Source organism: Bradyrhizobium lablabi, assembly GCF_900141755.1.
Lineage (GTDB): Bacteria > Pseudomonadota > Alphaproteobacteria > Rhizobiales > Xanthobacteraceae > Bradyrhizobium > Bradyrhizobium lablabi_A.
The window spans coordinates 909,742-935,053 of sequence record NZ_LT670844.1; the positions used below are offsets into that span (position 1 = coordinate 909,742).

The following is a 25,312-nucleotide window of genomic DNA, read 5'->3' on the forward strand; positions in this document are numbered from 1 at the left end:
TAACACCATGTCGCGGCCACGTATTCTCGTCATAAATCCCAATTCCAACCACCTGGTAACGCAAGGGCTGGAAGAGGCCCTGAAGCCGCTTGGCTTTGCGGCCGGGCCGGAGATCGTCTGCGAGACGCTGACTGAGGGTCCCTACGGGATCGAGAGCCAGGCCGATGTCGACAGCGTCGCGATGCCGCTGCGCCGCCGCGTCGAAAGCGACAATTCTTCGGCCGCCTTCGTCATCGCCTGCTACAGCGATCCGGGCCTGCATGTCTGCCGGGAAGCTACCGACCGGCCGGTGTTCGGCATCGCTGAATGCGGCGTGCTGACCGCGCTCGCGCGCGCCGAAACTTTTGGTGTCATCGCGATCGCCCAGCGCTCGATCCGCCGCCACATCCGATATCTCAGGCAGATGGGATTGATGGATCGACTGACGAGGGAGCGGCCGCTCAACATGAGCGTGGCAGAGACCGCGTCGGGCGAAGGAACACTCGCGAAGATGATCGAGGTCGGACGCGCGCTCAAAGAGGAGGATGGCGCCGGCGCCATCGTGATGGGCTGTGCCGGTATGGCGCGTCACCGTAGACCATTGGAACAGGCCCTCGGGATTCCCGTGATCGACCCGACCCAGGCGGCCGTAACGATGGCGCTGGGCACCGTGCAGTTCTCCCATCACTGACTTTCGTTGGACGGTTCGCCGGCGCCGTTGCCGGCCTTGATGCGTGCGAGCCATTGCGCGTGGCTTTCGCGCGTCAACGCGAAGGTATCGCGCTGCGCGGCGTAGAGATTGCCGAACAAGCGCCCGATCGGCCGGTAGATTTCGAGATCGACATGCATCCTTGCTTGGTCGATCAGGCCGTCGCGGGCGTGCAGGCGCAGCACCTCACCGACCAGCAGTTCGCGCCCGGGCCCGAAGGCGAGCGCGACATGTTGCCGGCACTCGAGCGCGAACGGCGCAGCCGCGAGCCGCGGCACGGCGACATCGACCGACGGCAGCGTCGCGAGCCCCGTCGCCTCCACCTCGCTATTGCCGGAGGGAAAGTCGATCGCGCAGTCGTTCATGGCTGCCGCCAGCGCCTCGTCCACCATATGGATCACGAACTGCCCGCTGCGGTGGATGTTGCGCGTGGTGTCCTTGGGACTGAGATCGGGCTTGTGTTGCAGGCCGAGCACCACCAGCGGCGGATCCTCCGAGAAGACGTTGAAGAAGCTGAACGGCGCTGCGTTGACTTTACCGTTGTCGTCGAGCGTCGTGACCAAAGCGATCGGCCGTGGCACGACCACCCCACATAACAACTTGTACCGGTCGTGCGGATCAAGTTCGCGGAAAGAGATACCGGACATCTATATTTCCGGCGGCGGCACCGAGCCGGTACGGCTGGTGATCAGGCCATAATGCTCGATGCGGCGATGGCGGGCGAAATCGAAGATGGTTTTCTTGCCGAACACGGTAGCGTCGAGATCGCAGGGGTGAAGCAGCAGCTCGTCCTCTTCGGTCTTGGCCTCGACCACGATCTCGCCGTTGGGATCGACGATCAGGCTGCCGCCGATCAGCGGAAAGCCGTCCTCGACGCCGGCCTTGGCCACGGCAACCACCCAGGTCGAATTTTGGTAGGCGCCGGCCTGCACCGACAGGCGATTGTGGAACAACCGCTTCTCGGGCCCTTCCTTGCTGTTCTGGGAATTGACCGAGGGCGTGTTGTAGCCGATCAGCACCATCTCGACGCCTTGCAGACCCATCACGCGATAGGTCTCCGGCCAGCGCCGGTCGTTGCAGACCGCCATGCCAAAGATACCGCCGAGCGCGCGCCAGACGTTGAAACCGAGATCCCCCGGCTCGAAATAGCGCTTCTCCAGATGCTGGAAGGCGCGCTCGGTATCGAACTCCGAATGGCCGGGCAGATGAACCTTGCGGTACTTTCCGACAATCCCAGCGGATTTGTCGGTGAGGATGCAGGTATTGAAATGATGTCCGTCCGGCGTCAGTTCGGCATAGCCAAAGTTCATCGCCATCTGGTATCGGGCGGCGCGCTCGAACAGCGGCTTCGTCGCCGCGTTCGGCAACTCGCGCTCAAACCAGCCATCGACCTCTGCCTGATCCTCCATGTACCAACGCGGAAAGAATGTCGTGAGAGCCAGCTCCGGATAGACGATCAGGTCGGCGTTACCGGCCTTGGCTTCATCCATCAGCGCAAGCATGCGCTTGACGACGGCTTCGCGGCTGTCGGCTTTCTGGATCGGGCCCATCTGGGCGGCGGCGACATTGATGACGCGCATGAACAACTTTCCTGGGTTCTACTATTGAGGCCGCGCTGCATAAATATAGAGCATTAGCGGATTTTGCGTCCATTCCGCCCTAATCAGCAGTTAGAGTCTTGGCGCACTCGAAGTCAATTCCAGAGAAGGTCCGGGGCGACGCACGTCTGTTCTGCATTTCGAGCGGGCTGGTCATCCGCCACTTTCATTGTGGGCGATGATCGTCGACCCGATATAGGCGACAGATCGTGATGCGCGCCCGCACGCGTGAGCACTCGATGTCAGGGCTCGCCTTCGGCCGCGAAGGCGGTCCATCTCATGTTCGCGACCGCAGCATCCGTGCTGAAAAAGGTTAACAGTCTAGGAAGCCCAACAGTGGTAGGATTCGAATCGCCGTTGTGTTTGGTCGCGATTTGATTATAATCCCCGGCTCGGCTGCGGCCGCGCTATTAATTTCATGGTTGGTGATCAGGCCCGTCTGCTTAGGCGGGCCGTCGCCATTTCAGGGGTCCACTACGATGACTCGCTCCAATCGGGTTGATCATATTCGTATTACCTCGCACCCGGCGCCGGGTGCCAAGCTCAACTTCCCGATCCGCTGGGGCGCCGCCAGCGCGCGCGAACGCGGACCGGTGATCGGCACGGTGTCGCGCCCGCAGGACCGCAATGTCATCGGTAGCCATGGCGGCTCCTATTCGGTTTATCGCGCGCTTGCGGTGTCGTCGGGCGCGCTCGATCCGATCCGCCGTCCGGATCTCACCAACACCCATCCCGCCGCGACGATCGGACCGTTTCCGCAATGGACCGATCCGCAGCGGATCGTTTCTCTCGATCCCTGGGGACATCTCGTCGCGGAAAACTTCGCCGCCGAGATCGCTGAGGGGATCGATATCCGTCCGAGTATCGCCATCACCCGCGCGCGGCTCGACTTGCCCGAATTGCAGGCGGCGATCGAAGCCGGGCGGCTCAAGCAGGACGGCGAGGTCGTGCACAAGAATGGCAGCATCTCCGTGGTCAAGATCGCGATCGACCCGGTGTGGTATCTGCCCGGCCTGGCGCAGCGTTTTGCGACCACCGAGAACAATCTGCGCCGGCAGCTGTTCGAGCAAACGGCGGGCATGTTTCCGGAGCTGGTGACCCGGCCAGATCTGCAGGTCTTTCTGCCGCCGATCGGCGGCACGACGGCCTATCTGTTCGGCGACGTCACCAAACTGCCGGACCACCGCACCAAGATCACCTGCCGCGTGCATGACGAATGCAACGGCTCCGATGTGTTTGGCTCGGACATCTGCACCTGCCGTCCATACTTGCTGCACGGCATCGAGGAATGCGCGCGCGCCGGACAAACCGGCGGGCTCGGCATCATCATCTACAATCGCAAGGAAGGCCGTGCGCTCGGCGAGGTGACAAAGTTTCTGGTCTACAATGCGCGCAAGCGCCAGGAAGGCGGCGACGCCGCGGCGCAGTATTTCGAGCGCACCGAATGTGTCGCCGGCGTGCAGGATGCCCGTTTCCAGCAACTGATGCCGGATGTCGTGCACTGGCTCGGCTTGAAGCGCATCGACCGCTTCGTGTCCATGAGCGACATGAAGCACGATGCGCTGACCGGCCAGGGCATCGACATCGTCGAACGCGTGCCCATCCCCGACGATCTTGTGCCAGCCGACGCGCATGTGGAAATTGCGGCAAAAAAGGCTGCCGGTTACTACACCCCCGAGCCGCAGCCAGACCCGATCAAACCGGTCGGCCGCCCGCTCGAGAAATATTGAGAGGGGCATCAGTGTCCCTCGCAAATCCGGAGACGAGAGCCGCATTGTCTTTGTTGAATGCCGCCGCGGTGCGCGAGCGTGCGCATCGGATGCTCGCGATCGGCCTTGAAGACAGGCTTCCAAATTTCCGCCTCCACCTCGATCGCATGGGCTCTACCATCGACCTGGTGCTGGAGACGACGCGCAAGTCCTATCCCTCCTTCGACGTGCCATTTCATTCGCGCTGGCGGCATTTTGTTGCGAATGGCGACAATCGGTGGGCGACCATCGCCGACCAGACCGCGTGGCCCGACCGCGCAGCGCGCGCGCGGGCCGAATTCGATCTCGCCATGGTCTCGGTCTTCCTCGACGCCGGCGCCGGCCCATCGTGGCGCTACCGCGATCCGATCACGGGATCAGCGGTCGGACGTTCGGAGGGATTGGGACTGGCCAGCCTCGCCATGTTCACAGGCGGCGCATTCTCGGCTGATCCGCGCGAGCCTTTGCGGGTCGATGGCGATGTCCTTGCAAATATCGGCGTTGCCGACCTCGAGCGCGGCCTGCAGGTCACCGAGGCCAATCCACTGATCGGCATTGAAGGCCGCGCTGACCTGTTGCGCCGCCTGGGGTCGCTGGTGACATCGAGGCCCGATGTATTCGCCGGTCACGATAAACCCCGACCGGGCGGGTTGTTCGATCGGCTTGCGATGCTGGCGGAAAGCTCGGAGCTTCCGGCCCAAGCGATCCTGACGGAGCTATTGCACGAGCTCGGGCCGATCTGGCCATCGCGGCTGACGCTCGGCGGGATCGCGCTGGGCGACTGTTGGAAGCATCCAATGTTGATAACGGCGGATGCGACCAGCGGTCTGGTGCCGCTGCACAAGCTCTCGCAATGGCTGGCCTATTCGTTGATCGAACCGCTGCAAACCGCCGGCGTGCGCGTGACCGATATCGACGGCCTCACAGGGTTGGCCGAATATCGCAACGGCGGGCTGTTTATCGATAATGGCGTGCTCGCGTTTCGCGATGTGGACGCTGCGCAGCACGCGCACGAGGTGGCGTCATCGCTCGTCGTGGAATGGCGCGCGCTGACGGTGGCGCTGCTCGACCGCGTCGCCGATGGCGTGCGGCACCGGCTCGGGCTCGATGCCAATTCGCTGCCGCTCGCGAAAATCCTCGAGGGCGGAACCTGGGCCGCAGGCCGGGTGCTGGCGCGCGAGCGCCGCACCGATGCTTCGCCTCCGGTAAAAGTCATCAGCGACGGCACGGTATTTTAGAGCATGATCCGGAAAAGTGGGAACCGGTCTTCCGATGAGATCATACTCAACAAAAGATGAGATCAGCAACCATGGACGGCGTCACGATCGTTAATCACCCCTTGGTGCAGCACAAGCTGACACTATTGCGCAAGAAGGATATTTCGACCAAATCGTTTCGCGAGCTGCTCAAGGAGATTGGGATGCTCTTGTGTTACGAGGTCACCCGTGACCTGCCGCTCGCCGATGTCGATATCGAAACACCGCTGGCGCAGATGAAATCACCGAAGATCGCGGGCAAGAAGCTGGTGTTCGCCCCCGTCCTGCGGGCCGGCGTGACCTTTGCCGACGGCATGCTCGATCTGGTGCCGACCGCCCGGATCGCGCATATCGGCCTTTACCGCGAACCGGAAACCTTCGTGGCCGTGGAATATTTCTTCAAGGCGCCGAGCGATCTGCACGAGCGATTGGTGATCGTGATCTCGCCGGTGTTGGCAACGGCGAACTCCGCTGTCGCCGCGGTCGACCGGTTGAAGGAGCGCGGCGCGAACGACATTCGGCTGGTAAGCCTGATCGGCGCGCCGGAAGGTGTCGAGCGCATGCGCGGCGTTCACCCGGACGTTCCGATCTGGCTCGCAGCGATCGACCAGGGGTTGGACGAAAACGCCTACATTCTGCCGGGTCTCGGCGATGCCGGCGACCGGGCCTATGGCACCAAATAGGGAGGCTTCTAAAACTCCAGAGGCAATTTGAATTTTGGCCGGCAGTCGCCTTGCGCCTCCAGCGCGCCGTTTGCTTCGAACGAGACAATTGCAAGCGGAGCATAGTGGTGCTGGACGCCGTGGGGTTCGACGGCCTTGGGCTTGCCATGTTCGTGCGGCCACAAGACGCCGCCGGTGGCGACACGTGCGGGGATCAGCCAGTAATCGCCGGTGCGATATTTGTTCGCCGGCGTCGACTTATGGAATTGAATCCGCAGGCCATGCTCCAGCGACAGCCATCCATTGTTGCCCTCGCCTTCCCTAAGGATCGCGGCGCCGTCGCGCAACTCGAGCCCGCCTCTCTTGGGGTCGCCCACTTTGTGATCCCAGCGGCGCAAGAAAAACGGTCGGCGCGATCGATCGTCGTGCGCCGGCGTGCCGCTAAGTGTCACCTGGCGGAGATTGGAGTCGGCTTTCTGCACCTGGAACAACGGTCCGGCGACGCCGCCGCCGATATGGCCCTCGCAGAGTTCGACCCAATCGCCGGCCTGCAGACCAAATCGCGCGTCCCTGCCCATCGAGACCAGGTTAACAATGTTGTTGTCGAAGGAAGCCACCCTAAACAAAACCGAGCCGTTCTCGCGCGACACCTTGAACGTAGGTCCCCGGTCCCCGCTGCCGGCCACGCCCTCGTGATGAATTTCGACGCGATAAAGCTGGTTTTGCGGGCCTCGATAGCCTCTTCCGACAGCATGCTCGTGCTCGTGACTTGCGCCATCGGCCGCCTCCGACGTCTGGGCGCGCAAGCGCCCGCGATGTTCGGCCTGCCAAGCGTGGGTGATCGTCGTCCAATGCCTGCTTACCTTGCTGCAATCGCCATAGGCGTTTTTGTCGGGCAGTTCCCAAACCCGGACCCGCCACATCACTTTGGTGCGAATGCTGGTGTCGATCCCGTTCAGCGCGGGCTCGTAAATCTGGTCGTCTTCGAGATACGAGACGGGTCGCTCCCAGACATCAAGGTAGACCAGATACGATGCGTTTTTCTTGTGGGTTAGCGGCGTCTCCCAGGGATCTATATGGGTGGAATAAGCCAGGTACCTGGTGTTTTCGCAGAGGATGCCGTTGACGTAATAGCGCCCGGGACTGATGAGAAATTCGCCGGGCTCCTTAAGCATGCTGCGCAAATATTCCTTCTCCTTTGCCGATCGACCCTCGCTGACATCCTCCTGGTTCTTCTCGGAGACCATCCCCGCATCGATGACCTCGAATCCGCAATTGTGGCGCGGCCCACCAAATGGTCCGATCAAATCGGTCGCCAGCGTTCGCCAGTAGCGCCAGAAGATGGCGATCTGCTCGTTCAGATCGGCGTCAAGTTGCGGGCGTCCTTGCTGCATGAGAACCCGAGTGAAATTCTTCGTCGGGTCGAAGCTGTCGCGAGTGAAATCTCCGGTCATGACTACCTCTCATCAGCTGGCGAAGATGATTCCCGCATCGGTCCCCGCCGGCACATATTCGGCGAGGCGATTGCGCAGATTGGCTATACGTTGCGGCTCGTAGAGATCGTGAAACACGCCAAGCTCGGATCGGTCCTCGGCGCCGTGCGTGATCTCGTCGGCACATCCGAGCGCGAGCCGGCAATAGGCCGGCTCGCCGTAGCGTTTCGTGATGAACTGCGGTTCGACCCGCAACCATTCGACATGCCGTAACGCGCGCAACTCGGATCTCGGCAGCTGTTCAAGTTTTACCGCTTCGTCCAGCGCCTGGCCGACGAGATCAGGCTGGCAGCAATATCGCGAAGGCGTGCGCGAACCGGGCGGCACGTAACAATATCTCATGCAGCCGTGTTGGCGGCGCGCCACCCTGACATGACCGGCGAGAATGGAATTCTCGGCAAGCTCGACAGTGTGGGTATGAACACGGCCGAGAATGGTCGATCGCATCACGGTGAGTGCGATCGACGCCGCCCCGTCGTCAGGCGCGCCGATCGCGACCAGATCATTGCTGGTGGCATCCACGATGCTTTGACTGATCCGCAAGTCGAGCGGATCGGCCAGAATGTCCTCCTGCGTGGCGTGGATCGCGCCGATGATGCAGCGATCGATCCGGACGCGCGCCGATGCGTCCGTGAAAGAAAGGCTGGGTTCGGCCGGGCGATGCGGCCTGGCATCCTGATGCAGCGACCAGTCCGGCACCAAAGTGCAGTGCCGGATGATAAATGCGTCAAAAGTGCCCCGGATGTCGATACCGCGTCCGGTGACGAGGATGCCATCCAATGTCATGCGGCTTCCGACAGCACCCGTAATCGTGAGCGCGTCAGGACGACTGGCACGCCAGTCGAGGAGATCGATCACGGGGCGCACGCCGTTGACCGCGCGGATTTCGAGGCTCTGTCCCTCTCTCAGTTCGATCTGGAACGGCTCGTTATAAACGCGGTTCTCGGTCAATTCGATCACGGCGCTGGTCGGGTTGTCGCTCGCCCAGCGCTCGCAGGCCGCCCGAACCGTTGGAATATCCGTGCTGCCATTCACCCGGTAGGTCGAAATCGCCGCGTTCACCACGTGGCTGCGCTGATATTCGCCGCCGCCGATATCCATGCCGAACGCGTAATGATAGGAGACCAGAATATCGTTCTCAGGCAGTTCCGAGGGCGGAAAGGCGATGCGGCCAAGTTCCGGATCGACCGCGACATGTCCGTGTGGTGGCCGGTATCGCCATTCACTCAAATCGGCGGGAATGATCTCGTTCGCGGGGATCAATGTCCTGCCCTCGCCGCCGTCCGATCTCCAGATCGCCAGGCTGCGGCCTTCTCCGTAATATTTGTCCGAAGCCTGGCGCTGTTCAACGTCGTCGGCGAACGCCTTTCGGCGTATGGGAACAGGAAGGCTCAATTCCCCAATGGCGTCTTCCGGCGCCGGATTGGCAATCGGCAAATTGTATAGCGGCGTGTCGTTGCCGAGAATGCTGAAGGTGTAGCAGTGATCGCCCACCTCCTCGAGGCAATAAGCCGGCGTGCAGGTGGCCGAGTAAACCGGCAGCCGCCATAAATAGAGTGCGATGTTCTGGATGTTGTAGGCGCCCGGCGAGCGATCCGATTCAACGCTCCGCACATCGAGCGCATGCGCGACGGTGTCGAACGGCGTTCCGACGCGATCGAGCGCGTCGGCTGACCGCAGATCGGCGGTCCCTCCGCGCCGCGTGTGCAGATGATCGATCGACTGGGTTACCCCCACCTGACGCCCGAGTTCGACGACGCGCGAAGGCCAACCGGTCACCGCTTCCGCCAGCTGCTCCAGCAGCCGGATCGAGCCTTTTTGTCTTCGGAACCGGACGGCATTCGCTACCTCCCGGCGCGCCGACAACGTCTTGTTGATGGGCAACACGGTGGGATCGGACGGCACACCGGCGTCAGGCGGCCGATAGCCGATCAGGTCGCCGATGTAGGGCACCGCCCAATCGTCGCACGTCTCGATGAACCAGTTCTCGTAGAGCTGCGCGATGTCGCTTTCGACCACGTCCACCTGCTCGGCAATGACGCCGAGCAATCCCAGCAGCGGCCCGCCGACCTCCAGATCCCGCTGCCGGTACACCGCGGGAAGAAGATCATAGAGACGGTTACTGATGTTCGATGAACGGTTGTCCGCTATCATGTGGCGATCCTCGTGAGTATCAGCGTGTCAGGAAGATCCGCGCTCAGAAAAGCGATCTGCGCCGATCGTACAGTCAGCTCGACCGGATCGATGCTGGCTCCCTTGACCTTGATGAGCGGCGCCGGGCCGGCGTCAGAGCTGATCGCCGCCAGCTTGGCCTTCAGCGAATCGTCGAATTTGGTATCCGACGTGCTGATCGAGTCGAACGTCGTCACATCGACATAGGCGACGCCGGCGACGAGCTGGATCGCGCCGATGACTTCGCTGAGCGCGATATCCTGCCCGAGATCGCGTCGATCGTATCCAAACGCGCCGAGCAGAGCGGATCGAATGTCCGCCTCGACCTCCGCCCATTGCCGATCCCCAGTCAACCCCACGTTCGCGGCGATGATCAGCAGCACGAGCTCGCACGCGTCGACCTGCACCGGCAGACCCGGGTCGCCCGCGTCGAGAAGCGCCTGCTGAAGATTCTGGTATTGGTCGGAGTTGCCCTGGTTTGGATCCGCGGGGGCCACCGTTACATGCACCAGCTCGCGGTGCCCGTCGGACAGCAACGCCGCAATCGCCTTGGCCACTCCACCGAACGTGCGGGCGAAATCAGCATAGTCTTGCACACTGACAAGCCGGTCCATGGTGGCGGCGAGCAGCGACACGTTCGCCTTTCCCTGATCGCGGCCGTCGCGATCGACGCCGCCGGTCGCTGGCAACGGACTTTGGACAGCCTTGACACCGAACGGGCGCGTCGCCAGCTGACTGATAGCACCGGTCGGCACATTCCCGGCAGAACCCAGTCCCGTGCGATAGATGGCTTTGACGTTTTCCTTGCCCGTGGGAACGCACATGCCATTGACGCCGTCACCAAAGATGATGGTCGTCTTGTCCGCATCGTCGGTCCGCGTCACGTAACAACGATCGAACGGCCCTTCCTTGGTCAGCGCGGCAACCTCGGTCCAGGGAATGTCGTTGACGCGCACCTCCAGCGTGCTTTGCGTACCGCTGGGGTTAGCGGCCTTCACATGCGTGAGCGGCCCCTGCCGCAGCGTGAATTGCTGCATGGGCTGACCGTTCCCGCTGCCGAGAATCTCGATCCTGGTCTCGCCATGGGTGGCCGAGACGACATTGCCGTAAACGGTGACAGTATCGCGCTTGTAGGAGTAGCTGAGCGGAGCAGCGAGTTCGAGAAACGTATGCAGGCGTTCGCCTTGGCGCTTGCCCACGTTCGGGGGATCGGCAAGCTGGGTCTTCTGCTCGACGGCGGCGAGCAGGACGAGTTCTGCTCCATTTACACCGGTCGTATTGGGAATGTCGGTGCGCTCTCCCCCGACAATCAGCCAGCGGCCCGACGGCAGATCGCCATAGAGATCGCCAAGCTCGATCTCGCTGCCGCCAATTGCACTGTCGATCGGCTCCTCGGCCAGGTCGAGTAGTTCGCTTTGCGCCAGGATCGTCGCGGGCCGAACCGCCGACAGCATGAGATCGGTGGCGGCCAGCCAGTTGTCCTCCAGGGTCAGCCGCGTCACACGGCCCGACATGCCATAGTTGGTGACCGAGACCTTCTGAACATCTCTGACTCGTGTGATGAGCCGCGGCGGCTGCGGCGCGTTCGCGAAATCGATCACGACCCAACTCTGGGGAACAATTTGATCGTAGACCGAGTCGAGATCGACCACGTTGAGCGGATCAGGGGCGATCGCAGCCTCGTGCTCGATCGCAATGCCGTTGGCAGTGGATATCCGCAGCCGGCGGCCGGTCGAAGACGAAGACGACGTCGCGGTACGGCCAACGGGAACCTTGATATCATCGCCGCCGCCCGACACTTCGATCAGTGAATTTCCTCTCTCGAAAGTAATTGTGCACGACCATCCGAGATCGGTGAAATTCAGCGTGATCACCTTGGGGGACCCGGCGAACGATGCATCGACGTGCCACCTGCCAATGGCCGGAGGCGTTTGACCATCGATCAGGAACGACTGGCTCGCCTTTTCCGATCCCTGCTCGATCTGGACAAAAGCCAGCGGATGGGCGTAGTCACTGAACAACGCCTCGATGTGCGCCAGCGCAGGGTCATCTCGATCCCTCCAGCTTTCCGAGGGCGCCGACAAAACGATTTTGATCGATGTCCCGCCGACCAGCGGCCATTCCTCGGTATCGATCACGACGCCCTTTTCGTCGGTGACGGGTTTTAGCGGAGCGTTATGGCCGAACGGCGCGGCCTTGACCCGAAACGCGTGGACTCCGCTCGACACCGGCGGTGTCACCGCTTCGTTCTTCAAGGCGGTAAAAAACCCTGCGCGCATCGCGGGATTGAGCGTCCTCAGCGCGGCTGGCACGACCGCCGAATGTTGATCGAAGGTACGCGACATGTTGCGCGCCAGCTCGACGGCATTGGCCGGAAAACCGGCCGGGGCCTTGGTCAGCGGTTTGATCAGATCGACGAGACTAGTGGTCAGGGCGGCTGGTGCCACAGGCGCCGCCACCGGCGTTGGCACGGTCTGCTGGATGTCGACCTTGGTGCGGCCTTGCGGCGTCTGCACCTCGACCGCCGCGACCCTTTGCAACGCCGGCGGACTGGCGACGAACAGCAAGGGATCGTTGGGCTTGAGGTTTGCCGTCAAACCCGCGACATAAACGGTTGAAGTGTTTGGCGTTAGGATTTGCGGTCGGGTCAGGCGGGGCGCCAAATTGCTCCATGCTCCCCGAGCGGGCAGATCGTCGGAAATCTCGAACGATTGCGGCAGTTGATCCTGAGCCGGCAAGCTCTGGACGCGGCTCCCCACCGGGATGGTTGCGACGCTGTTCTGCTCCAGCGTATAGGCGATGTTGACCGATGCCGACACGCCGGGACGCAACGATGATCCGACGAGGTTCGCAAGTTCCAGCACCGAGCGGCGCTCGACGGCGGTTCGCAGATATCCTTCGTTGGCAATCCGCTCCTGATAAAAGGTCAGCACATCGGCGACGATCGCCCAGGCATCGAGCAACGCGATCGCCGGATCACTCGTCTCGCGGGTTCTCAGGCCGGCCAGACTGGACTGGGACAACTGACCCTTCATCATATCAAAGAAGGTCGCATAATTGCCGACGCGATAGGACAGCGTACTCAGCCCCGGACGATTGGTCATCGAAAGCGGGCTCGCGGATTGCTCCGCCGCGCAGGAGGAGCAGGGGGCGGTCATTGCCCACCTCGCAACGTCAGCACCAGCCTGCCGTTCTCCGGATATGCCGGATCGTTGTCGAGCCTCGCGACTTCGAGCGGGCCGATTGGCAGGACGCCCTTTTCAATCTCGCGATCCGGCCCCGCAAACCGGCGTTGCAGCCGGGTGACGGCGGCGCTCTCGACACCGGCAACGGACTGCGCGGCAGCGATCAGCTTGCTGACGTAGATGTTGTCGCCGAAGCTCAGATTGTCGGGATGAAACATGCCGCGCCGGCCGCCTGGCAACGCGCGATTGCTGAAATTATCGAATAGCGCGGCTTCGACATGAGAACGGACGTACCCCTGCCGCACTTTCACGATGATCGCAATGTCCAGCGGCACATAGTTAGGCGGAACGACGATCACATCGTGGCCGATGCGCCGATATCGAAGCAGATCGGTCTCGATCCGACGCAATAGCGCCGGATCTGCTTGCTCGGTCCCCAGCGGATCGATGGCCACATGGGCTTCATAGCGGACGCCGGTCCATCGCAGCTCGGCCGCTGCCCGCTGCACCCTGGGATCGCGCTCAGCGATCGCAGCATAATCCTCGGCACTCACCGCACGCATCAGTTCGCCCTGAAATGCCTTGGGCGCGACAAGCCTGATTTTGTCGATCGGCTCAGGATCGGTGCCCCCGACCGCAGCGAACGGATTGCGCACACTCTGCACAGCATCGTTCGGCGCGCCTGGCGCAACGACGATCTGGTTGATGGTCTCCGCGCCCACGTTCCCCGATCCACCGATCCCGGTACGATACATCGCGGCGAATACCTCTCCCGCTTCCGGCGCCCGCCCCAACTGACCGTCGCCGAAACGCAAATGCGCGCGGCCGTCGTCGTCCATTTCGGCGACAAAATGAAAATCCCCAGGACCGCTTGAAATGAGATCGCGCTGCGGACTCCATTTCCGCAAGAGCGGCTCTAATCCATCCACCAACACCTTGGTGACAGCACTCGTACCGCTTGAGGCAGCTTTCAGTTTGCCGATGATGTCTTTGCCGTTGGAAGGCAGATAGCTGCGAAGGACGCGCCAGGCGAAATCATCCGAGCTGGACAATTTGTTCGCAAACGACAGCGGGTCCTGAAGATCGGTAAATGTAAACAGCGGTTTCGATCCATCGAGCGTCGGGGGAATGCTGAATAGCTGGATTTGCGGCGCGGCGGATCGTGGATTCTGAACCAGCGCTCCGGCCGCAGCCCCTGTGCTCGTTGCCGGCTCGCAGAAAGTCAGCGGGCTCTGCTTGAGCACCGGGCGATACTTCTTCCCGGGAATCTGGTCCGGCAACACTTCGCATTGCGTCCAGTCGTTCGGGGCGGTCGTGTTCCAGCCGCCGTGATCCGCGAGAATGATGTTGCCCCGGGCGACGCTGATATCCTTGCCGTCCGCGTCACTTTCGACCCCCGGCAGATACAGTTCGAACGGCAGTGCGTCCTCCACTCCCCATTTGATTGTCAACACGGGCTGGTCGAACAGCGGATCGTAGTCGGGTTCTACGCCGGTGAGCCGCACCACGTGCCGACGCGCCGGATCCGCATCCGCCGGCAAAAGGGTGACAGGCCCGAGAACCTCCTCAAACAGGACAATGTCACCGGGCCGAAGCTGCAGTTTGCGATCTCTCGATGCCAAGGCGTCATGCACATCGGGAGGCGGCGGACTCTTCACGGTCGCCGCGCGGCTGGCGGCAGATTTGGTCGGGCGTTTGCGTCGAGGGCGGCTCTCCTCGGGCTGGTCCACCGGGGGCGGCGCGCTTGGCGCAGGCACCTGCCAGCCGTCAAACAGCGTTGCCGATGTCGCGCCTGCCTCCAGGCTGCAGCGGCGGTCGCCCCAGGTGTAGAAACTGATCCTGTTGTGGGCCTCATACAGCTGGATCGGCCCGCGCGTGATCGGCTGGAATATGTCGGCTCGAGCACCCGCCCCGACCACGAGGCCAGAGCCCGTATCCGACGCGGTCTTCCCGGCGAGAAACTGGATTTTGCTTGGATCGTCGAACGTCGTGTCCTTCGAGTCGATGAAGATCCACGCCCGCGCGCTGCAGCCCTCATGCATCGCATAGTCGATCAGGCGCACGTGCCGGCGCACCGAAATCCGCTGCCGCGCCGTATTGAGATAGGCTTCGGTCGCAACCGCGTCCTGATAGTAGCTGAGGTAGTCACCGGCATAGGCCAGGATCTCGACCAGCGCGATGCCGATGTCCGGGACATGCCGTTCCTGCCAATCCGGCATCGTCACGGCGAGCCGATCCAGAATCAGTTGCCGGAAGGATTCATAGTCCTTCGCCAGGTAATTGATTTCCGGCGCCGGCAACTCGGGCGGGGAGTAGCGGCCTGTTGGTTTGCAATCGAACTCAACCGCGCTACCGATGTTGAAACTGAAGTCGGCCTGAGCGTGGCGCGGATCGAATCCGGCCAGTGGCCGGTCGGTCGGCTGGTCGTTCTCATCCAATTCGACCAGGGATAGCGTGTATGTCGCGAGGTCACCCGGTCGGTCAATCGCCACCTCCAGGCAATTGTCGTTCTCGGAATAGTCGAGATCGCGGAGTTGAACGCTTACCACCCTGATGTCGTGGATATGAGCGCCACCGGTAATCCTGATATTGCGGGTCGAGATTGCGTTCGGCACCTTGCCAATGAAAAACACGGTCAGCGTCAACCGGTCATCGCTTACTTCGATACAGTCTATTCCGTACAGGTTGCTGGCACGGAGCTTGCGGCGCCTTTGCGGGTCTCGAGAGATTTCCGACGGAGCCGATGTCATGATCTACACTGTTCCTGTGATTTGCACGGTCTGGGTCTTGCCGGTCTGGCGCCTGACGTATTGAAGGTCGATGGTAAGCGTCGAATCCACAGCGGTGACCTGCAGGTTCTGCAGCTCGACCAGATCTCCGAGCCAGCGCTGGATCGCTGCCCGCAAGGTGAACTGCAGCGCGGCGGCAATCTCGGGACTGTTCGGAGCAAACAGCATCTGCAGCAATCCGCTGCCGAAGTCGGGACGGTTCACCCGCTCGCCCGGATTGGTGAATAACAGCTGCTCGATCATCTCGCGTATGTGCGTGTCATCGTCGGCCGACGCGGTGCGCCCACGGGTGTCGAAGCGAAGCGGGAAATTGATGTTCATGTCATCACATCCCGAACACGCAGGTTTGCGTTACCGTTATCAGCAGCGGCGTCCCGCTCGGCGCGCACAACGCCTGACTGTCCTGCAACAGCACCGGACTGCCGTACGACAGAACGCGCGTTGCCGCGGTTAGCCACATTGCCGTCAAGCAGGGTCCGTTTGCCGCGATCGGTGGCGGCAGCGTGCAGCCGACCACGCCATACGGGACGGGCATGATCGTAATCGGCTGGCCCATCACCGCGACGTTCGGAACAGTCACCATCGGCGTCGCAATCCCGCCATGGCTGCAGTTCACCGTCGCGTTAAGATGAAGCAAGAATCCCGGCACGACACATCTCCCTTTACGCTGGGGTTACGACAAGAGCCCCCAGATTGACGTTGACCGTTCCCCCGGTGACGGTGATCATTCCTCCCTTGCCGTCGCTGATGATGATGCCGGTTTGTGAGATCGTGATACTCGGCATCGTTTGCACCGGCAGGCCGCAGGACAGGATGATTCCGGTGACCGGGTCGCCGCTCATCAAAATGGTGTTCTGGCCGACGGTCTGCAGAACGATGTTGGGCATGGCAGGATCGCCCATCAAAGCCGGAATCGGCACCTCCGCCGGCGATCCCCAGAAGCAGCCGGCCCAGATCGGATAATCGGGATCGCCGTGCTCGAATTCCATCCAGACACTGGCTTCGAGTGGCGGGATCACGAAGATGCCGCTCTGCAATCCGGGATTTCCTGAAATAGGAACGCATGGTGTTGCCCATGTCGTTGGGACTACCCCCAAAACGTCCGGCACGATGGCCTGGATGCGACCCTTGAGTTCGGGATCGAGGTTGTTGAAGACCGTACCGCGATATTTCCCGTAAAATTGCTTTTTGTTTGCCTTGCCGGTCACGGGATCACCCTCGAGGTCAGCGAAATCAGACCCTCCCGCGCCAGGGAAAAATTCTGTTTGTATTCTCCCCGCTTGATGTTGTGGGTAACGCTGGTCACGTAATAGAGGCCGTCATAGGAGGTCCCGGCCCCTCTGACGCCGACCAGCTGCCGCGCCTTGAGCGGGCGTCCATACCGCAACACATCCAGCGTTCCGGAGCCGGTGATGGCATCGGGCTTGGACGATTTGGCGAGACCGAGCAAAGCGACGCGGATCGGATCGAGGTTTGCCACGTCCTCGAGCGGAGCCGAGCGCATGCCGACCGCCGGCCTGACGGCGAGCGGTGGACGCAGCAGGCTGACGTCCGGGATCGGAATGGTGATCGGAATCTTCTGGGTAATCGGATCGAGAATCGTAATCGTCAGTTGCTTGCGCGCCATGCCGTCATAGGTGAAGTTGAGCGTTTCGACATTGGTCTCGGCATCCATGTCGACGTTTAGGGCCGGCTGCGGAACGCCGATCCTGATCTCGGGTCCAAAATACGCGACGTTTGTGCCGGGCACCGGACCCGGATCGATATAGAAGACATATCCCACGTCTGCGGCCGCCTGGTTGATCCAGGCGAGATCGCTGTCGGCAGGTGTTCGGCTGAACCAGCGTTCGGTGATGACGGGAACGTCGACCTGCAGCGGAGGCACGACGGCCGGAATCAATCCGAAGGTCACGTATTTGAGCAGCAGGACTTCGATGATCGCTGCGATCGGCAAGCTTGGAAACGGCATCGGCAATTCCAGCAGCGCCCCCAGCACACCGCCATTGCCGAGCTCCATCATCACGCTGATGTCCTGTCCCGTCACCGAGAGCGTGGACTGCCCAGGCTCGTTGCTCGGCGTGACCGTGTGCTGGGTGATGATGCCGTCCATCAGCACCGTCGGCAGGCTGTTGGTCGTCACCATCAGGATGACGCGAATGCCGGGATCGAATACGCCGACTGGCAGCATCTGGGTGTTGAGCGGCGACTTCTTGCTCATCGCAAATGTCAGCTGGAAGCCGCTCGCCTGGCCGGCACTCGTCGTCACCTGAACCCCGGTCAACGCATCGATGACCGGTTGCGGCGCCGGAACGGGCACCGTCGGGCCGATCAAAAGCGTGAGGTAAAATCCTCTAAGCATAGGTTTGTGCCGGTACGCCTTGTGGCAGGGTAATGCGAAGTTGCCGTCCGATGGTCTCGGTCAATTCTTGCGGACGCATGACGTTGTTGGCGTCGCACAGCCGCCAGAATGCTTCCGCATCGCCGAGAAATTGCGCGGCGATGTTGTCCGGCCGCTCGCCCTGGATCACTGTGTGCAATTGGAGCAGCGCGAACTGACCGGCTGACGGCAGGAAACGGCGCGTCAGGTAGATAACGGTTTTGCCGTCCGCCGTGTTGAGTGTTGCGGTAGCCAGTCCAAAATAGCGACTGGTCGGCGCAAACAACGTCGCCTGTGCACTCGTCGGCGACGTCGCGGCCTGTGCTGCGGCGTTCATGGGATTCCCCTCAAGCCAAGCGCGGCGAGCGAGCCTTGCGCGCCAGTGCGCGCGAGCTGCTCCTTCTGCTGCAGATAGGCCATGAACAGGTTTCCTCCCTTATGGGCAAAGCCGAGGTCGTTGACCGTGAGCACCCGCATGCCGAGGCTGACCTTGGCGCGGATCGGATTGAGGTTGGGATCGAAGGCTTCCTCGGTGATGCTGAATTCGGTCAGCCGCATCGGAAGCACGCGCACCTGGCTCCAGACGAACAGCGACAGCGGCGCTTCCATCGGCGCGATCTCGAGCACGCCGCTGTTCGACTGGCTGTTATTGTCGCGAAGCTGCGCGCTGGTCGGATAGACCATCACTTCAAGGGCGGCGAGCTGCGGATAGATTCCGAGCTGCGCAACGGTAGCGTCGTTAAGCTCCATCTGGTCGGTGGCATCGATCTCGGCCTCGAGCTTGATGGTTTCGAGCGGCGGTGATTTCAACCGCAGCGCTTCCAGCCGGTCGCCCGGCTCCGGCCCAATGCCCTGGACCTGCAAGGTGCGGCTCAGCGTGTCCGGATTATATTGCAGCACCACGATCTGCACCGGCACGCCGCTGTCCGGATCGAGCAACACGATGCCACCCTTGAGCAGTTTCGGTGAGCCGGGGAAGGAGGTCATATGTGTCCAATATCTGTCTGAATGTCTTCACACGTACATGCTTCAACTGCCCTCTCGGAGTTACAGCCCTATTCCACCGAGAAGGCCTCCTGCTGCGATTTGCAAGCGGCATGCGCCGGATGCCTTGCTTTGAGGCGCGGGAAAGCGTTTTGCTTCAATATTGCCACCCGACTTCGCTGCATCCGTAAGAGCGTCGAGAAATGTTCCGGCGATTTCCAGCGAAGTGGGGATCACATGATCCGCAGCGCTCTTTGCAACTGAAAATGTCACGTGTTTATCCTTGACCCGTGAGGCGAGATAGTTGCACGCGAATACTTGAATTTTAGGCGCCAAGTTGGACACCAATTCATCTCGATTCGTGAGCGTGCTCGACCCCGGATCCAACTTTCCACCGTACATTGAAAGGAACGTGGCAGCGCGCCCCTTCCAAGCCGAGCCCGGCGCCGCAGGCGAGAGGTACTCCTGCAAAGCGTCAGACAATCCTTTGTCACTCGGAATGGCCGGCGCAGTAACCGAATCCTTGCTGCTTGTTGCCACAACAAAGCCCGCCACATCGCCTTCCAGATTGACGGTGCCGCCATAGTCGGATGGGGCTGCAAAGGCTTCTTTGATATTCGTCGAAGGAGCGCTTGCTCGCAAGATTGCGACCTTCGCGGCGCCTCCGCCTAAATCGCCGAGCCAAGTAACCAGCTCTGTTCCCGTACCGCCCATGTCAACATCCGTTACGACGTAGGGGTACGATATGCGGCTCGCTAATTGGGGATCGTAGCGAGCATCTAACGCGATCAGCAAATGACCAAAATCAACATGCCGAGTAGGTTCTATAACATCTTGACTCATTTTCAGTGCGTCAGACAGTCCACAATCAAGGAGCGGCCGTACATCACGCGGGATACTGTCTTCAGGCTTCAAAGAAGGCCTTGTAAAGCGCTGGAAGCCTTCGTTACGCGTTACGCTTTGTTCACCCTTGCCGGTAGGCGTTCCGGCATAGTCAAGGCTCCACGTTGTGCCGTAATAGATGCCGCGCAGCGCATGTATCTGGTCTTTTGCAGAGGAAATCCCAGCCTTCGAAAGGCGCACTTCAGCGGCACGCACCAAGTCTATAAGTTGTTGGAAGGTAGTTGCCGGGGTAAAGGGAGCGCTACAGGGGGTGGCTTCCTGATTTTTCGGCGAAGACTCCGGCTGCTTCGGCGCAAGCTTGCCATCTGGTGACTTGTTGCAATCAGGCACAAACCCCGACGGGCAATCCGCGGTAACGTCGGGACCTTCGTATCCGGTGTCACGCCTGCACTGCTGATTAAGCGCAAGTATTTCGTCGCAAGTGGGAATCCCACTCCGGTCACCGCCCGGGCAACCACCCGAATCCTTGATGCATTTCTTTTGCTTCTCCGTTGAGCTTGGTGCGCCGGCGTCTAAATCATCTGAGGCTTGCCGCTGAAGCTGCAGGTCCGGTATCCGCGAGACGTCACCACGCGTCGATGTTTCGTTGGTTTCGGACACTTGGTTGGTAACCTGGGCATGGGTTGTTGGCAGATTGGGAGATTTGTCACTTTTCTCGGCAACAAGTCCGTCACCCGAGCTCTGCTGAACAACGTGCACAAGCTCATGTGCCAGCAATCGCCGGCCGGCGTCGGAGTGCGGCGCGAAGCGGCCGTTGCCGAACACGATGTTATTTCCGACAGTGTAGGCATCAGCCCGGACCTCTCCCGCCGACTGTTCGGCCGCGGGCCCAGTGTGCACGCGCACGTGCGAAAAGTCGTAGGCGAACCTTCGTTCCATCTTCTCTCGTAATTCCGGTTGCAGCGCCATGCCCGAACCGGCCAATACGGAATCCACACTGGGAGGCGCAAAATCGCTGTCGCGGTTGGGATACGCCGCAGAGCGCTGGATGCCCGCGGACACGGAACCGGTCGGACCGGGTGACATCCCAGCCATCACCTGATCCGCGATCCGGTCTGCTTCCAATTCCAATGGACCGTTGCTCGCTCCTATGGTCAGCTTGGGTTGAAACCTCGTTTTTGTCTTTTTGCATTCCTCGCACGTTGCACCCGCCATCGTATGATTGCCACAGGCGCATTTGCGCAGCAGGATCGCGCCGCCCGGCGCGGCCAGGACCGTGCTTTGCTTTCGTGCCGTCGCCAGCGCACGCTCGCTCATCGCTTTCCAACTCCCGCGAAAACCGATTGCGCGATCTGTTTCCCGAGCTGCGCCGGAGCGACGCCGCGCGGTGCATGCACACTCGGCGCGCTTACACTCGGCAGCACGGCGCCTGCGGCAAGCTCGTGGCTGATACCCCCCTCGGAGAGCAGCCGGCCAAGTTCGGCCTCGATCGCCGCCTTGACCCGCGGCCCCTGCGCGCTCGTTACCGGCAAGCCGTCGAGAACCAGTCGTTCGATATGCAGGCGGATGTTCATGCCACCACTCCGGTTTGTTCCAGCCAGTGGAAGTCGGTCTCGTTGACCGGACGATCGAGTTTCACGAACTCGGCCTTCGCCGCGGCAAGCGCGAATGACATGGTGACCACTGAGCCGGCGTCGGCGCTCAGGAAGGCCGCATTGAGGGCTGCGTTATGAATGCTGCCGCCAGTGAGGGTGAGCCGCGCCAGGCGATGATAGTCGAGCCCGCGAAGCGGGGTTTGCGCGGGAAACGCGAGCTGCCACATGCGGCGCCGCTCGGCGATGCCGGGAAACGGGAAGTTGACGATGAAGCGCAGCCGGCGCGTGAATGCGACATCGAGCGAGCTGCGCAAATTGGTGGCGAGGATCGCGAGGCCCCGATAGGCCTCCATCCGCTGCAGCAAATAATTGATCTCGATGTTGGCGCAGCGATCATGGCTGTCCTTGACATCGCTGCGCTTGCCGAACAGAGCATCCGCCTCGTCGAAGAACAGGATGGCGCCGCCGTCCTCGGCAGCATCGAACAGCCGGCGCAGGTTCTTCTCGGTCTCGCCGATATATTTCGAAACCACGGCGGAGAGATCGATGCGGTAAAGATTCAGCCGCAACGCCTTGGCGATCACTTCCGCCGCCATGGTCTTGCCGGTGCCGCTCTCGCCGGAGAACAGCGCGCTGATGCCAAGCCCGCGATTGACCCTCTGGCCAAACCCCCATTCGCCGTAGACCTTGCCGCGTTGCCTGACCTGCGCGGCTATCTGGCGGAGCTGGTCGGTCTGTTCGGCCGGCAGCACGATATCGTCGAACGACGCCTTCGGCTCGATGCGATGTGCCAGCGCGTCGAGCATCGGCCGCACCCGCGCGCTGCAGGAGTCCCACAATCGCGCAGCAAGCGGCGCTCCGGTCGTCTCGCGTTCCGATTTCACGGCCTCGGCGATCTGATGAATATCGACAATGTTGAGATCGAACTGGCTCGCCAGCAAGGCGGGGCTATCGGCGTCCGCCCCAACCAATTTTTTCCAGGCCTGCTGCTGCTCCTCCGTCGTCGGCCTGACGACGTCGACGATGTGCGACTCCCGCGGCAGGCGCGGCCAGGCCTCGCGGACCGCGAGCGCGATGAAGCCGTTGCACCGCGCCAGAAAGCGCCGCGCCGTTGCGGCGTGGGATTCGGATCCGTCGATGTCCTGCGCATCCACGTAAAGCGCAATCGGCAGCAGCATGCTTTCGCGCTGCCAAATACGCGCCAGGACCTCCAGATCGGCCGGCTGAGTGGGCAGCGAATCCGGCGACAGACGATAGAGCCGCCGCTGCACGTCGCTGGCCGCAGACGCCGCGATCGATTGTTTTCCGGCGGAATCAGCGCCGAGCAACTGGACAATCGGAACCTGCGCATCGGCGCGCAGATTCCGCCATTGCGAGGCGACGCTGTTTTGCAGCTTTCGCTGCGAAGCCGGCATTGCCTCGGAAAATTCGGGAGGTACAGTGCTTGTTAGGTATGGAGCCAGCCGGTCGTCGAGGTAGTTCAGACCCTTGAGATAGTTGACGATGCGCTCGTCGGCGCGCAACGCGCTTATCGTCAGTGCCTGCGCTCCCGGCTGATTGATCTCGATCAGTTTCCAGTAACGCAGCGGCCGCTCCGGTGAGAGCGCATCCCAGGCCGCGTCGTCGAAAATGGACAGCGCAAGTGCGAACGTCGGATAGATACGGGTGGGGTCGCCCTGCGCACTCGCAAACAGCGCCGAAAATCCGGTATCGAATTCGGCGGCCGCGCACATTAGCAAGAGGTTGCGCTCGAAATGCGACAGGCCCAGCGTTTGCGCGAGCAGTGTCAGCGCCGGCGGCACGCTTGCATTTGCTTCAGCCTTTGCGACCGCGTCCGCTGCGGCCGCAAGTTTGGCGTGCGGTCGTTTCTCGCCTACGCCCTGTTCCAGGCACAATTTCAGCCAGCTCAGCGCGGCCCACAAATGGCGTGCATTCGCTGCTTCCCATGCGGCGCTGTCGATCATTGAATGGTGACCTTCTGTGTCGCATCGAACGTCGGTGGCGTCGTCGCATAATTGACCAATTGGCTGTCGACGCCGTCGACCCGCAGCCGGATCCAGAAATCCCCGGGCACGGCGACTGCGACGATAAAGGTCAAGTCGCCGGTCTGCGCGCTAAAACTCTCGGCCAGAATTTCGCGGCTGCCGAGCAGCAAGGCGACACGTTGTTCGGGACGCACCTCCGGCGAGCAGGTCAGATTCAGCTGCGCGTTGCCGTCCGTCGTGCGGCTTGCCGTCATCGGCAAGGCGCTGGTGATCCGCGGCGCGATCGCCAGCGGCATTTCGTTGCTGGTGCGATCGGGCCCGCCATTGCCGCTGACCACGGCCGCAACTGTGTACATTCCCGCCGGCCAGTTCGCCGGATCGTTCGGGACTTTGACGGTCATCTGGGTGTCGGTGGCTCCGGCGTCGACCGGCAGCGTGATCGGAACGGCGAGACGCGCCGTGGCGAATTGAAGGGCGACCTGCGTGCCCGCGAGATTTTTGCCGGTGAACACCAGCAAGTCGCCGAGGCCCGCGCTCGGCTGATTGTTCGGCGGGGTCACCTGGTCGATCGTCGGGAACGGCGGAACGAGGCTCGCCTGGGCGATAACCCCACTGTCCGCCGGCCCGCGCGTCAAGACCGGAAGCGGCACGGGAGTTGCGCGCGTGCTTTCAATCAGCACCACGGCGGCTTCATAGGCGACCGAAAGCCGGTATTGGGTCTGGAAGCCAGTCCACAGCTTGGCGATCTCTTCCATCGAGAATGGTTGCAGGGTGAGACGCACACGCTCGATCTGCGCCCAAAGGTCGTTTTTGGGATACGCCGCCTTGATTTCATCGGCACCCAGCAGCGGATGATCGTGCAGCGTGCTCATCGCCTGGCCCATCAAATGGTGACTAAAAGGCCGCTTCGCATCGTTTTCCTGGCCAAACGCCGTGATGAGGTAATAGAGATTGAGCCCGAGAACCGGGGCAGCGCCGACGCCGGATCGCGTCAAGCCCGGAATGCCCATGTTGCGCCAGGAACCGCTCGGCAGAACATGATAGAGAAAGATATTGAGTTGATTGGCGTTGTTGCTGTTGTCCCTGGCGCGGTCGAGCGGCAGCATCGTCACCGTCGCATCTTGCAGATCGATATCGGTGTGCAGTCCGCTGATGAGCAGATTGTGCAATGTCGCCGTGACGGCGGCGATCGCTGTACCGTTGCTCATGAGCCGCTCCGCCCCGAACGCTGACGTAAATAGTCTTCCAGACTGGTGGCCCCTGACGAAGGCCGGGGTTTTTGGCGCGGCTCGGCCACACTCGTGGCACGGACCTCGATCCTCCCGATCGTTACCTCAATGGTCGAAGGCGAGGCCTGTGAGACGCGCTGATCCCACGGCTCGCGCTGCTCTCGTTCCCGTCTTGAGGGCGTAGCGAGGGTTGCGTGCGTCGCTTCGGATGTGGACCTTTGCGCATCCGCGGGCCGGGGCTTGGTGGCGAGAACAGATAGCCGGCCGATCGCCGATCCATCCTCGGTTTCAGATGGCAGCGATCTCTCGCGCTGCCGAATCTGCCGCGCCAACTCGGGCTCTATTGGTCCCACCCGCCCGGGATCGGGCTTCGACCGCTCGCGCGGCAAAGCGAACTCGGCAGCTGTCGCCTCCAAACGCGCGGTCGGAGCGTCCTGACCGAATGGACGTCGCAAATCGGGTCGGTGCAATGCCGTTCGCAGCTGCTGCGATGCGGCGCCGTCGGTCTGTCCGGGTGCCGCGCGGGATTCAATACCGGTTTCATTGGGCTTGTCGTTGCTTCGGCCCGGTAACGCCGCACTTTCATTCCCGCCGGTCTTGAACGGACTTTCTCGACCTGGTCGTTTTCGACTCGGGCCCGGCTGTTCCGCTAAAACCGTTGGCTCACTTTGCGCGCCATTTTCATGCGAAGACATCGGGTGGGTCTCG

At 61.8% G+C, this 25,312-nt stretch carries 20 protein-coding genes; 4 read left to right on the forward strand and 16 right to left on the reverse strand.

Annotation, left to right across the window (positions count from 1 at the left end; all coding sequences use genetic code 11):
* Nucleotides 1-7: 7 nt before the first annotated feature.
* On the forward strand, nt 8-670 hold the full coding sequence (locus B5526_RS04370) for an aspartate/glutamate racemase family protein (RefSeq protein ID WP_079544686.1): 663 nt from the start codon (nt 8-10) through the stop codon (nt 668-670).
* On the opposite strand, the gene B5526_RS04375 is transcribed toward B5526_RS04370, so the two are convergent.
* The gene (locus tag B5526_RS04375) at nt 664-1,335 is read right to left on the reverse strand and encodes a flavin reductase family protein (protein ID WP_079537096.1); all 672 of its coding nucleotides are present in this window, start codon (nt 1,333-1,335) and stop codon (nt 664-666) included. The two genes, B5526_RS04370 and B5526_RS04375, sit on opposite strands and share 7 nt — an antisense overlap.
* Nucleotides 1,336-2,268, reverse strand: coding sequence for an N-carbamoyl-D-amino-acid hydrolase (locus B5526_RS04380; protein ID WP_079544687.1), 933 nt, complete (start codon nt 2,266-2,268; stop codon nt 1,336-1,338). It lies immediately after the preceding gene.
* 497 nt (nt 2,269-2,765) lie between these two features.
* Here B5526_RS04380 and B5526_RS04385 point away from each other — a divergent pair, with 497 nt between their 5' ends.
* The 3 genes from B5526_RS04385 to upp all read left to right on the forward strand — a co-directional run bounded on the left by B5526_RS04385 (nt 2,766) and on the right by upp (nt 5,973).
* Nucleotides 2,766-4,016 (forward strand): GTP cyclohydrolase II, encoded by a 1,251-nt coding sequence (locus B5526_RS04385; protein WP_079537097.1) that lies wholly within the window; start codon nt 2,766-2,768, stop codon nt 4,014-4,016.
* 44 nt (nt 4,017-4,060) lie between these two features.
* Nucleotides 4,061-5,272 carry a URC4/urg3 family protein gene (locus tag B5526_RS04390; protein WP_283807600.1) on the forward strand — a complete coding sequence of 404 codons (1,212 nt, stop codon included), beginning with the start codon at nt 4,061-4,063 and terminating at the stop codon, nt 5,270-5,272.
* A gap of 71 nt (nt 5,273-5,343) precedes the next feature.
* Complete coding sequence (gene upp, locus B5526_RS04395) at nt 5,344-5,973, forward strand: uracil phosphoribosyltransferase (protein ID WP_079537098.1); 630 nt, start codon at nt 5,344-5,346, stop codon at nt 5,971-5,973.
* Between the two features lie 8 nt (nt 5,974-5,981).
* On the opposite strand, the gene B5526_RS04400 is transcribed toward upp, so the two are convergent.
* From B5526_RS04400 to B5526_RS04465, 14 genes are read right to left on the reverse strand one after another with little or no spacing between them, the layout of a single operon-like run.
* Entirely contained in the window at nt 5,982-7,406 is a 1,425-nt protein-coding gene (locus B5526_RS04400) for a DUF6519 domain-containing protein (RefSeq protein ID WP_154071121.1), read from the reverse strand.
* 12 nt (nt 7,407-7,418) lie between these two features.
* Complete coding sequence (locus tag B5526_RS04405) at nt 7,419-9,599, reverse strand: hypothetical protein (RefSeq protein ID WP_079537100.1); 2,181 nt, start codon at nt 9,597-9,599, stop codon at nt 7,419-7,421.
* Nucleotides 9,596-12,721, reverse strand: a complete 3,126-nt coding sequence (locus B5526_RS04410; RefSeq protein ID WP_172841967.1) for a putative baseplate assembly protein — start codon at nt 12,719-12,721, stop codon at nt 9,596-9,598. The genes B5526_RS04405 and B5526_RS04410 overlap by 4 nt, the downstream gene beginning before the upstream one ends.
* Nucleotides 12,722-12,771: 50 nt before the next feature.
* Nucleotides 12,772-15,552 carry a putative baseplate assembly protein gene (locus B5526_RS04415; RefSeq protein ID WP_079537102.1) on the reverse strand — a complete coding sequence of 927 codons (2,781 nt, stop codon included), beginning with the start codon at nt 15,550-15,552 and terminating at the stop codon, nt 12,772-12,774.
* Nucleotides 15,553-15,555: 3 nt separating this feature from the next.
* A complete protein-coding gene (locus B5526_RS04420; RefSeq protein ID WP_079537103.1) occupies nt 15,556-15,912 on the reverse strand; it encodes a GPW/gp25 family protein in 357 nt (118 codons plus the stop codon).
* Nucleotides 15,913-15,916: 4 nt separating this feature from the next.
* Entirely contained in the window at nt 15,917-16,240 is a 324-nt protein-coding gene (locus B5526_RS04425) for a hypothetical protein (protein ID WP_079537104.1), read from the reverse strand.
* A 13-nt stretch (nt 16,241-16,253) separates the two neighbouring features.
* The gene (locus tag B5526_RS04430; RefSeq protein ID WP_079537105.1) at nt 16,254-16,799 is read right to left on the reverse strand and encodes a phage baseplate assembly protein V; all 546 of its coding nucleotides are present in this window, start codon (nt 16,797-16,799) and stop codon (nt 16,254-16,256) included.
* On the reverse strand, nt 16,796-17,950 hold the full coding sequence (locus tag B5526_RS04435) for a hypothetical protein (RefSeq protein ID WP_079537106.1): 1,155 nt from the start codon (nt 17,948-17,950) through the stop codon (nt 16,796-16,798). Before B5526_RS04435 ends, B5526_RS04430 begins: the two co-directional genes overlap by 4 nt.
* Nucleotides 17,943-18,305 (reverse strand): hypothetical protein, encoded by a 363-nt coding sequence (locus tag B5526_RS04440; RefSeq protein ID WP_079537107.1) that lies wholly within the window; start codon nt 18,303-18,305, stop codon nt 17,943-17,945. Before B5526_RS04440 ends, B5526_RS04435 begins: the two co-directional genes overlap by 8 nt.
* The gene (locus B5526_RS04445; protein WP_079537108.1) at nt 18,302-18,955 is read right to left on the reverse strand and encodes a hypothetical protein; all 654 of its coding nucleotides are present in this window, start codon (nt 18,953-18,955) and stop codon (nt 18,302-18,304) included. The genes B5526_RS04440 and B5526_RS04445 overlap by 4 nt, the downstream gene beginning before the upstream one ends.
* A gap of 60 nt (nt 18,956-19,015) precedes the next feature.
* Complete coding sequence (locus B5526_RS04450; RefSeq protein ID WP_079537109.1) at nt 19,016-21,112, reverse strand: eCIS core domain-containing protein; 2,097 nt, start codon at nt 21,110-21,112, stop codon at nt 19,016-19,018.
* Entirely contained in the window at nt 21,109-21,369 is a 261-nt protein-coding gene (locus tag B5526_RS04455) for a hypothetical protein (protein WP_079537110.1), read from the reverse strand. Before B5526_RS04455 ends, B5526_RS04450 begins: the two co-directional genes overlap by 4 nt.
* Nucleotides 21,366-23,354 (reverse strand): ATP-binding protein, encoded by a 1,989-nt coding sequence (locus tag B5526_RS04460; RefSeq protein ID WP_079537111.1) that lies wholly within the window; start codon nt 23,352-23,354, stop codon nt 21,366-21,368. The genes B5526_RS04455 and B5526_RS04460 overlap by 4 nt, the downstream gene beginning before the upstream one ends.
* On the reverse strand, nt 23,351-24,583 hold the full coding sequence (locus B5526_RS04465) for a DUF4255 domain-containing protein (RefSeq protein ID WP_079537112.1): 1,233 nt from the start codon (nt 24,581-24,583) through the stop codon (nt 23,351-23,353). Before B5526_RS04465 ends, B5526_RS04460 begins: the two co-directional genes overlap by 4 nt.
* Nucleotides 24,584-25,312: the final 729 nt, after the last annotated feature.

What these genes read in the sequence shown, in the direction of transcription:
- B5526_RS04410 (WP_172841967.1), bottom strand. Translation starts at nt 12,721, where the DNA reads ATGACCAATCGTCCGGGGCTGAGTACGCTGTCCTATCGCGTCGGCAAT.
- upp (WP_079537098.1), top strand. Translation starts at nt 5,344, where the DNA reads ATGGACGGCGTCACGATCGTTAATCACCCCTTGGTGCAGCACAAGCTG.
- B5526_RS04455 (WP_079537110.1), bottom strand. Translation starts at nt 21,369, where the DNA reads ATGAACATCCGCCTGCATATCGAACGACTGGTTCTCGACGGCTTGCCG.
- B5526_RS04450 (WP_079537109.1), bottom strand. Translation starts at nt 21,112, where the DNA reads ATGAGCGAGCGTGCGCTGGCGACGGCACGAAAGCAAAGCACGGTCCTG.
- B5526_RS04370 (WP_079544686.1), top strand. Translation starts at nt 8, where the DNA reads ATGTCGCGGCCACGTATTCTCGTCATAAATCCCAATTCCAACCACCTG.
- B5526_RS04440 (WP_079537107.1), bottom strand. Translation starts at nt 18,305, where the DNA reads ATGAACGCCGCAGCACAGGCCGCGACGTCGCCGACGAGTGCACAGGCG.
- B5526_RS04380 (WP_079544687.1), bottom strand. Translation starts at nt 2,268, where the DNA reads ATGCGCGTCATCAATGTCGCCGCCGCCCAGATGGGCCCGATCCAGAAA.
- B5526_RS04420 (WP_079537103.1), bottom strand. Translation starts at nt 15,912, where the DNA reads ATGAACATCAATTTCCCGCTTCGCTTCGACACCCGTGGGCGCACCGCG.
- B5526_RS04405 (WP_079537100.1), bottom strand. Translation starts at nt 9,599, where the DNA reads ATGATAGCGGACAACCGTTCATCGAACATCAGTAACCGTCTCTATGAT.
- B5526_RS04445 (WP_079537108.1), bottom strand. Translation starts at nt 18,955, where the DNA reads ATGACCTCCTTCCCCGGCTCACCGAAACTGCTCAAGGGTGGCATCGTG.
- B5526_RS04415 (WP_079537102.1), bottom strand. Translation starts at nt 15,552, where the DNA reads ATGACATCGGCTCCGTCGGAAATCTCTCGAGACCCGCAAAGGCGCCGC.
- B5526_RS04385 (WP_079537097.1), top strand. Translation starts at nt 2,766, where the DNA reads ATGACTCGCTCCAATCGGGTTGATCATATTCGTATTACCTCGCACCCG.
- B5526_RS04465 (WP_079537112.1), bottom strand. Translation starts at nt 24,583, where the DNA reads ATGAGCAACGGTACAGCGATCGCCGCCGTCACGGCGACATTGCACAAT.
- B5526_RS04460 (WP_079537111.1), bottom strand. Translation starts at nt 23,354, where the DNA reads ATGATCGACAGCGCCGCATGGGAAGCAGCGAATGCACGCCATTTGTGG.
- B5526_RS04375 (WP_079537096.1), bottom strand. Translation starts at nt 1,335, where the DNA reads ATGTCCGGTATCTCTTTCCGCGAACTTGATCCGCACGACCGGTACAAG.
- B5526_RS04435 (WP_079537106.1), bottom strand. Translation starts at nt 17,950, where the DNA reads ATGCTTAGAGGATTTTACCTCACGCTTTTGATCGGCCCGACGGTGCCC.
- B5526_RS04400 (WP_154071121.1), bottom strand. Translation starts at nt 7,406, where the DNA reads ATGACCGGAGATTTCACTCGCGACAGCTTCGACCCGACGAAGAATTTC.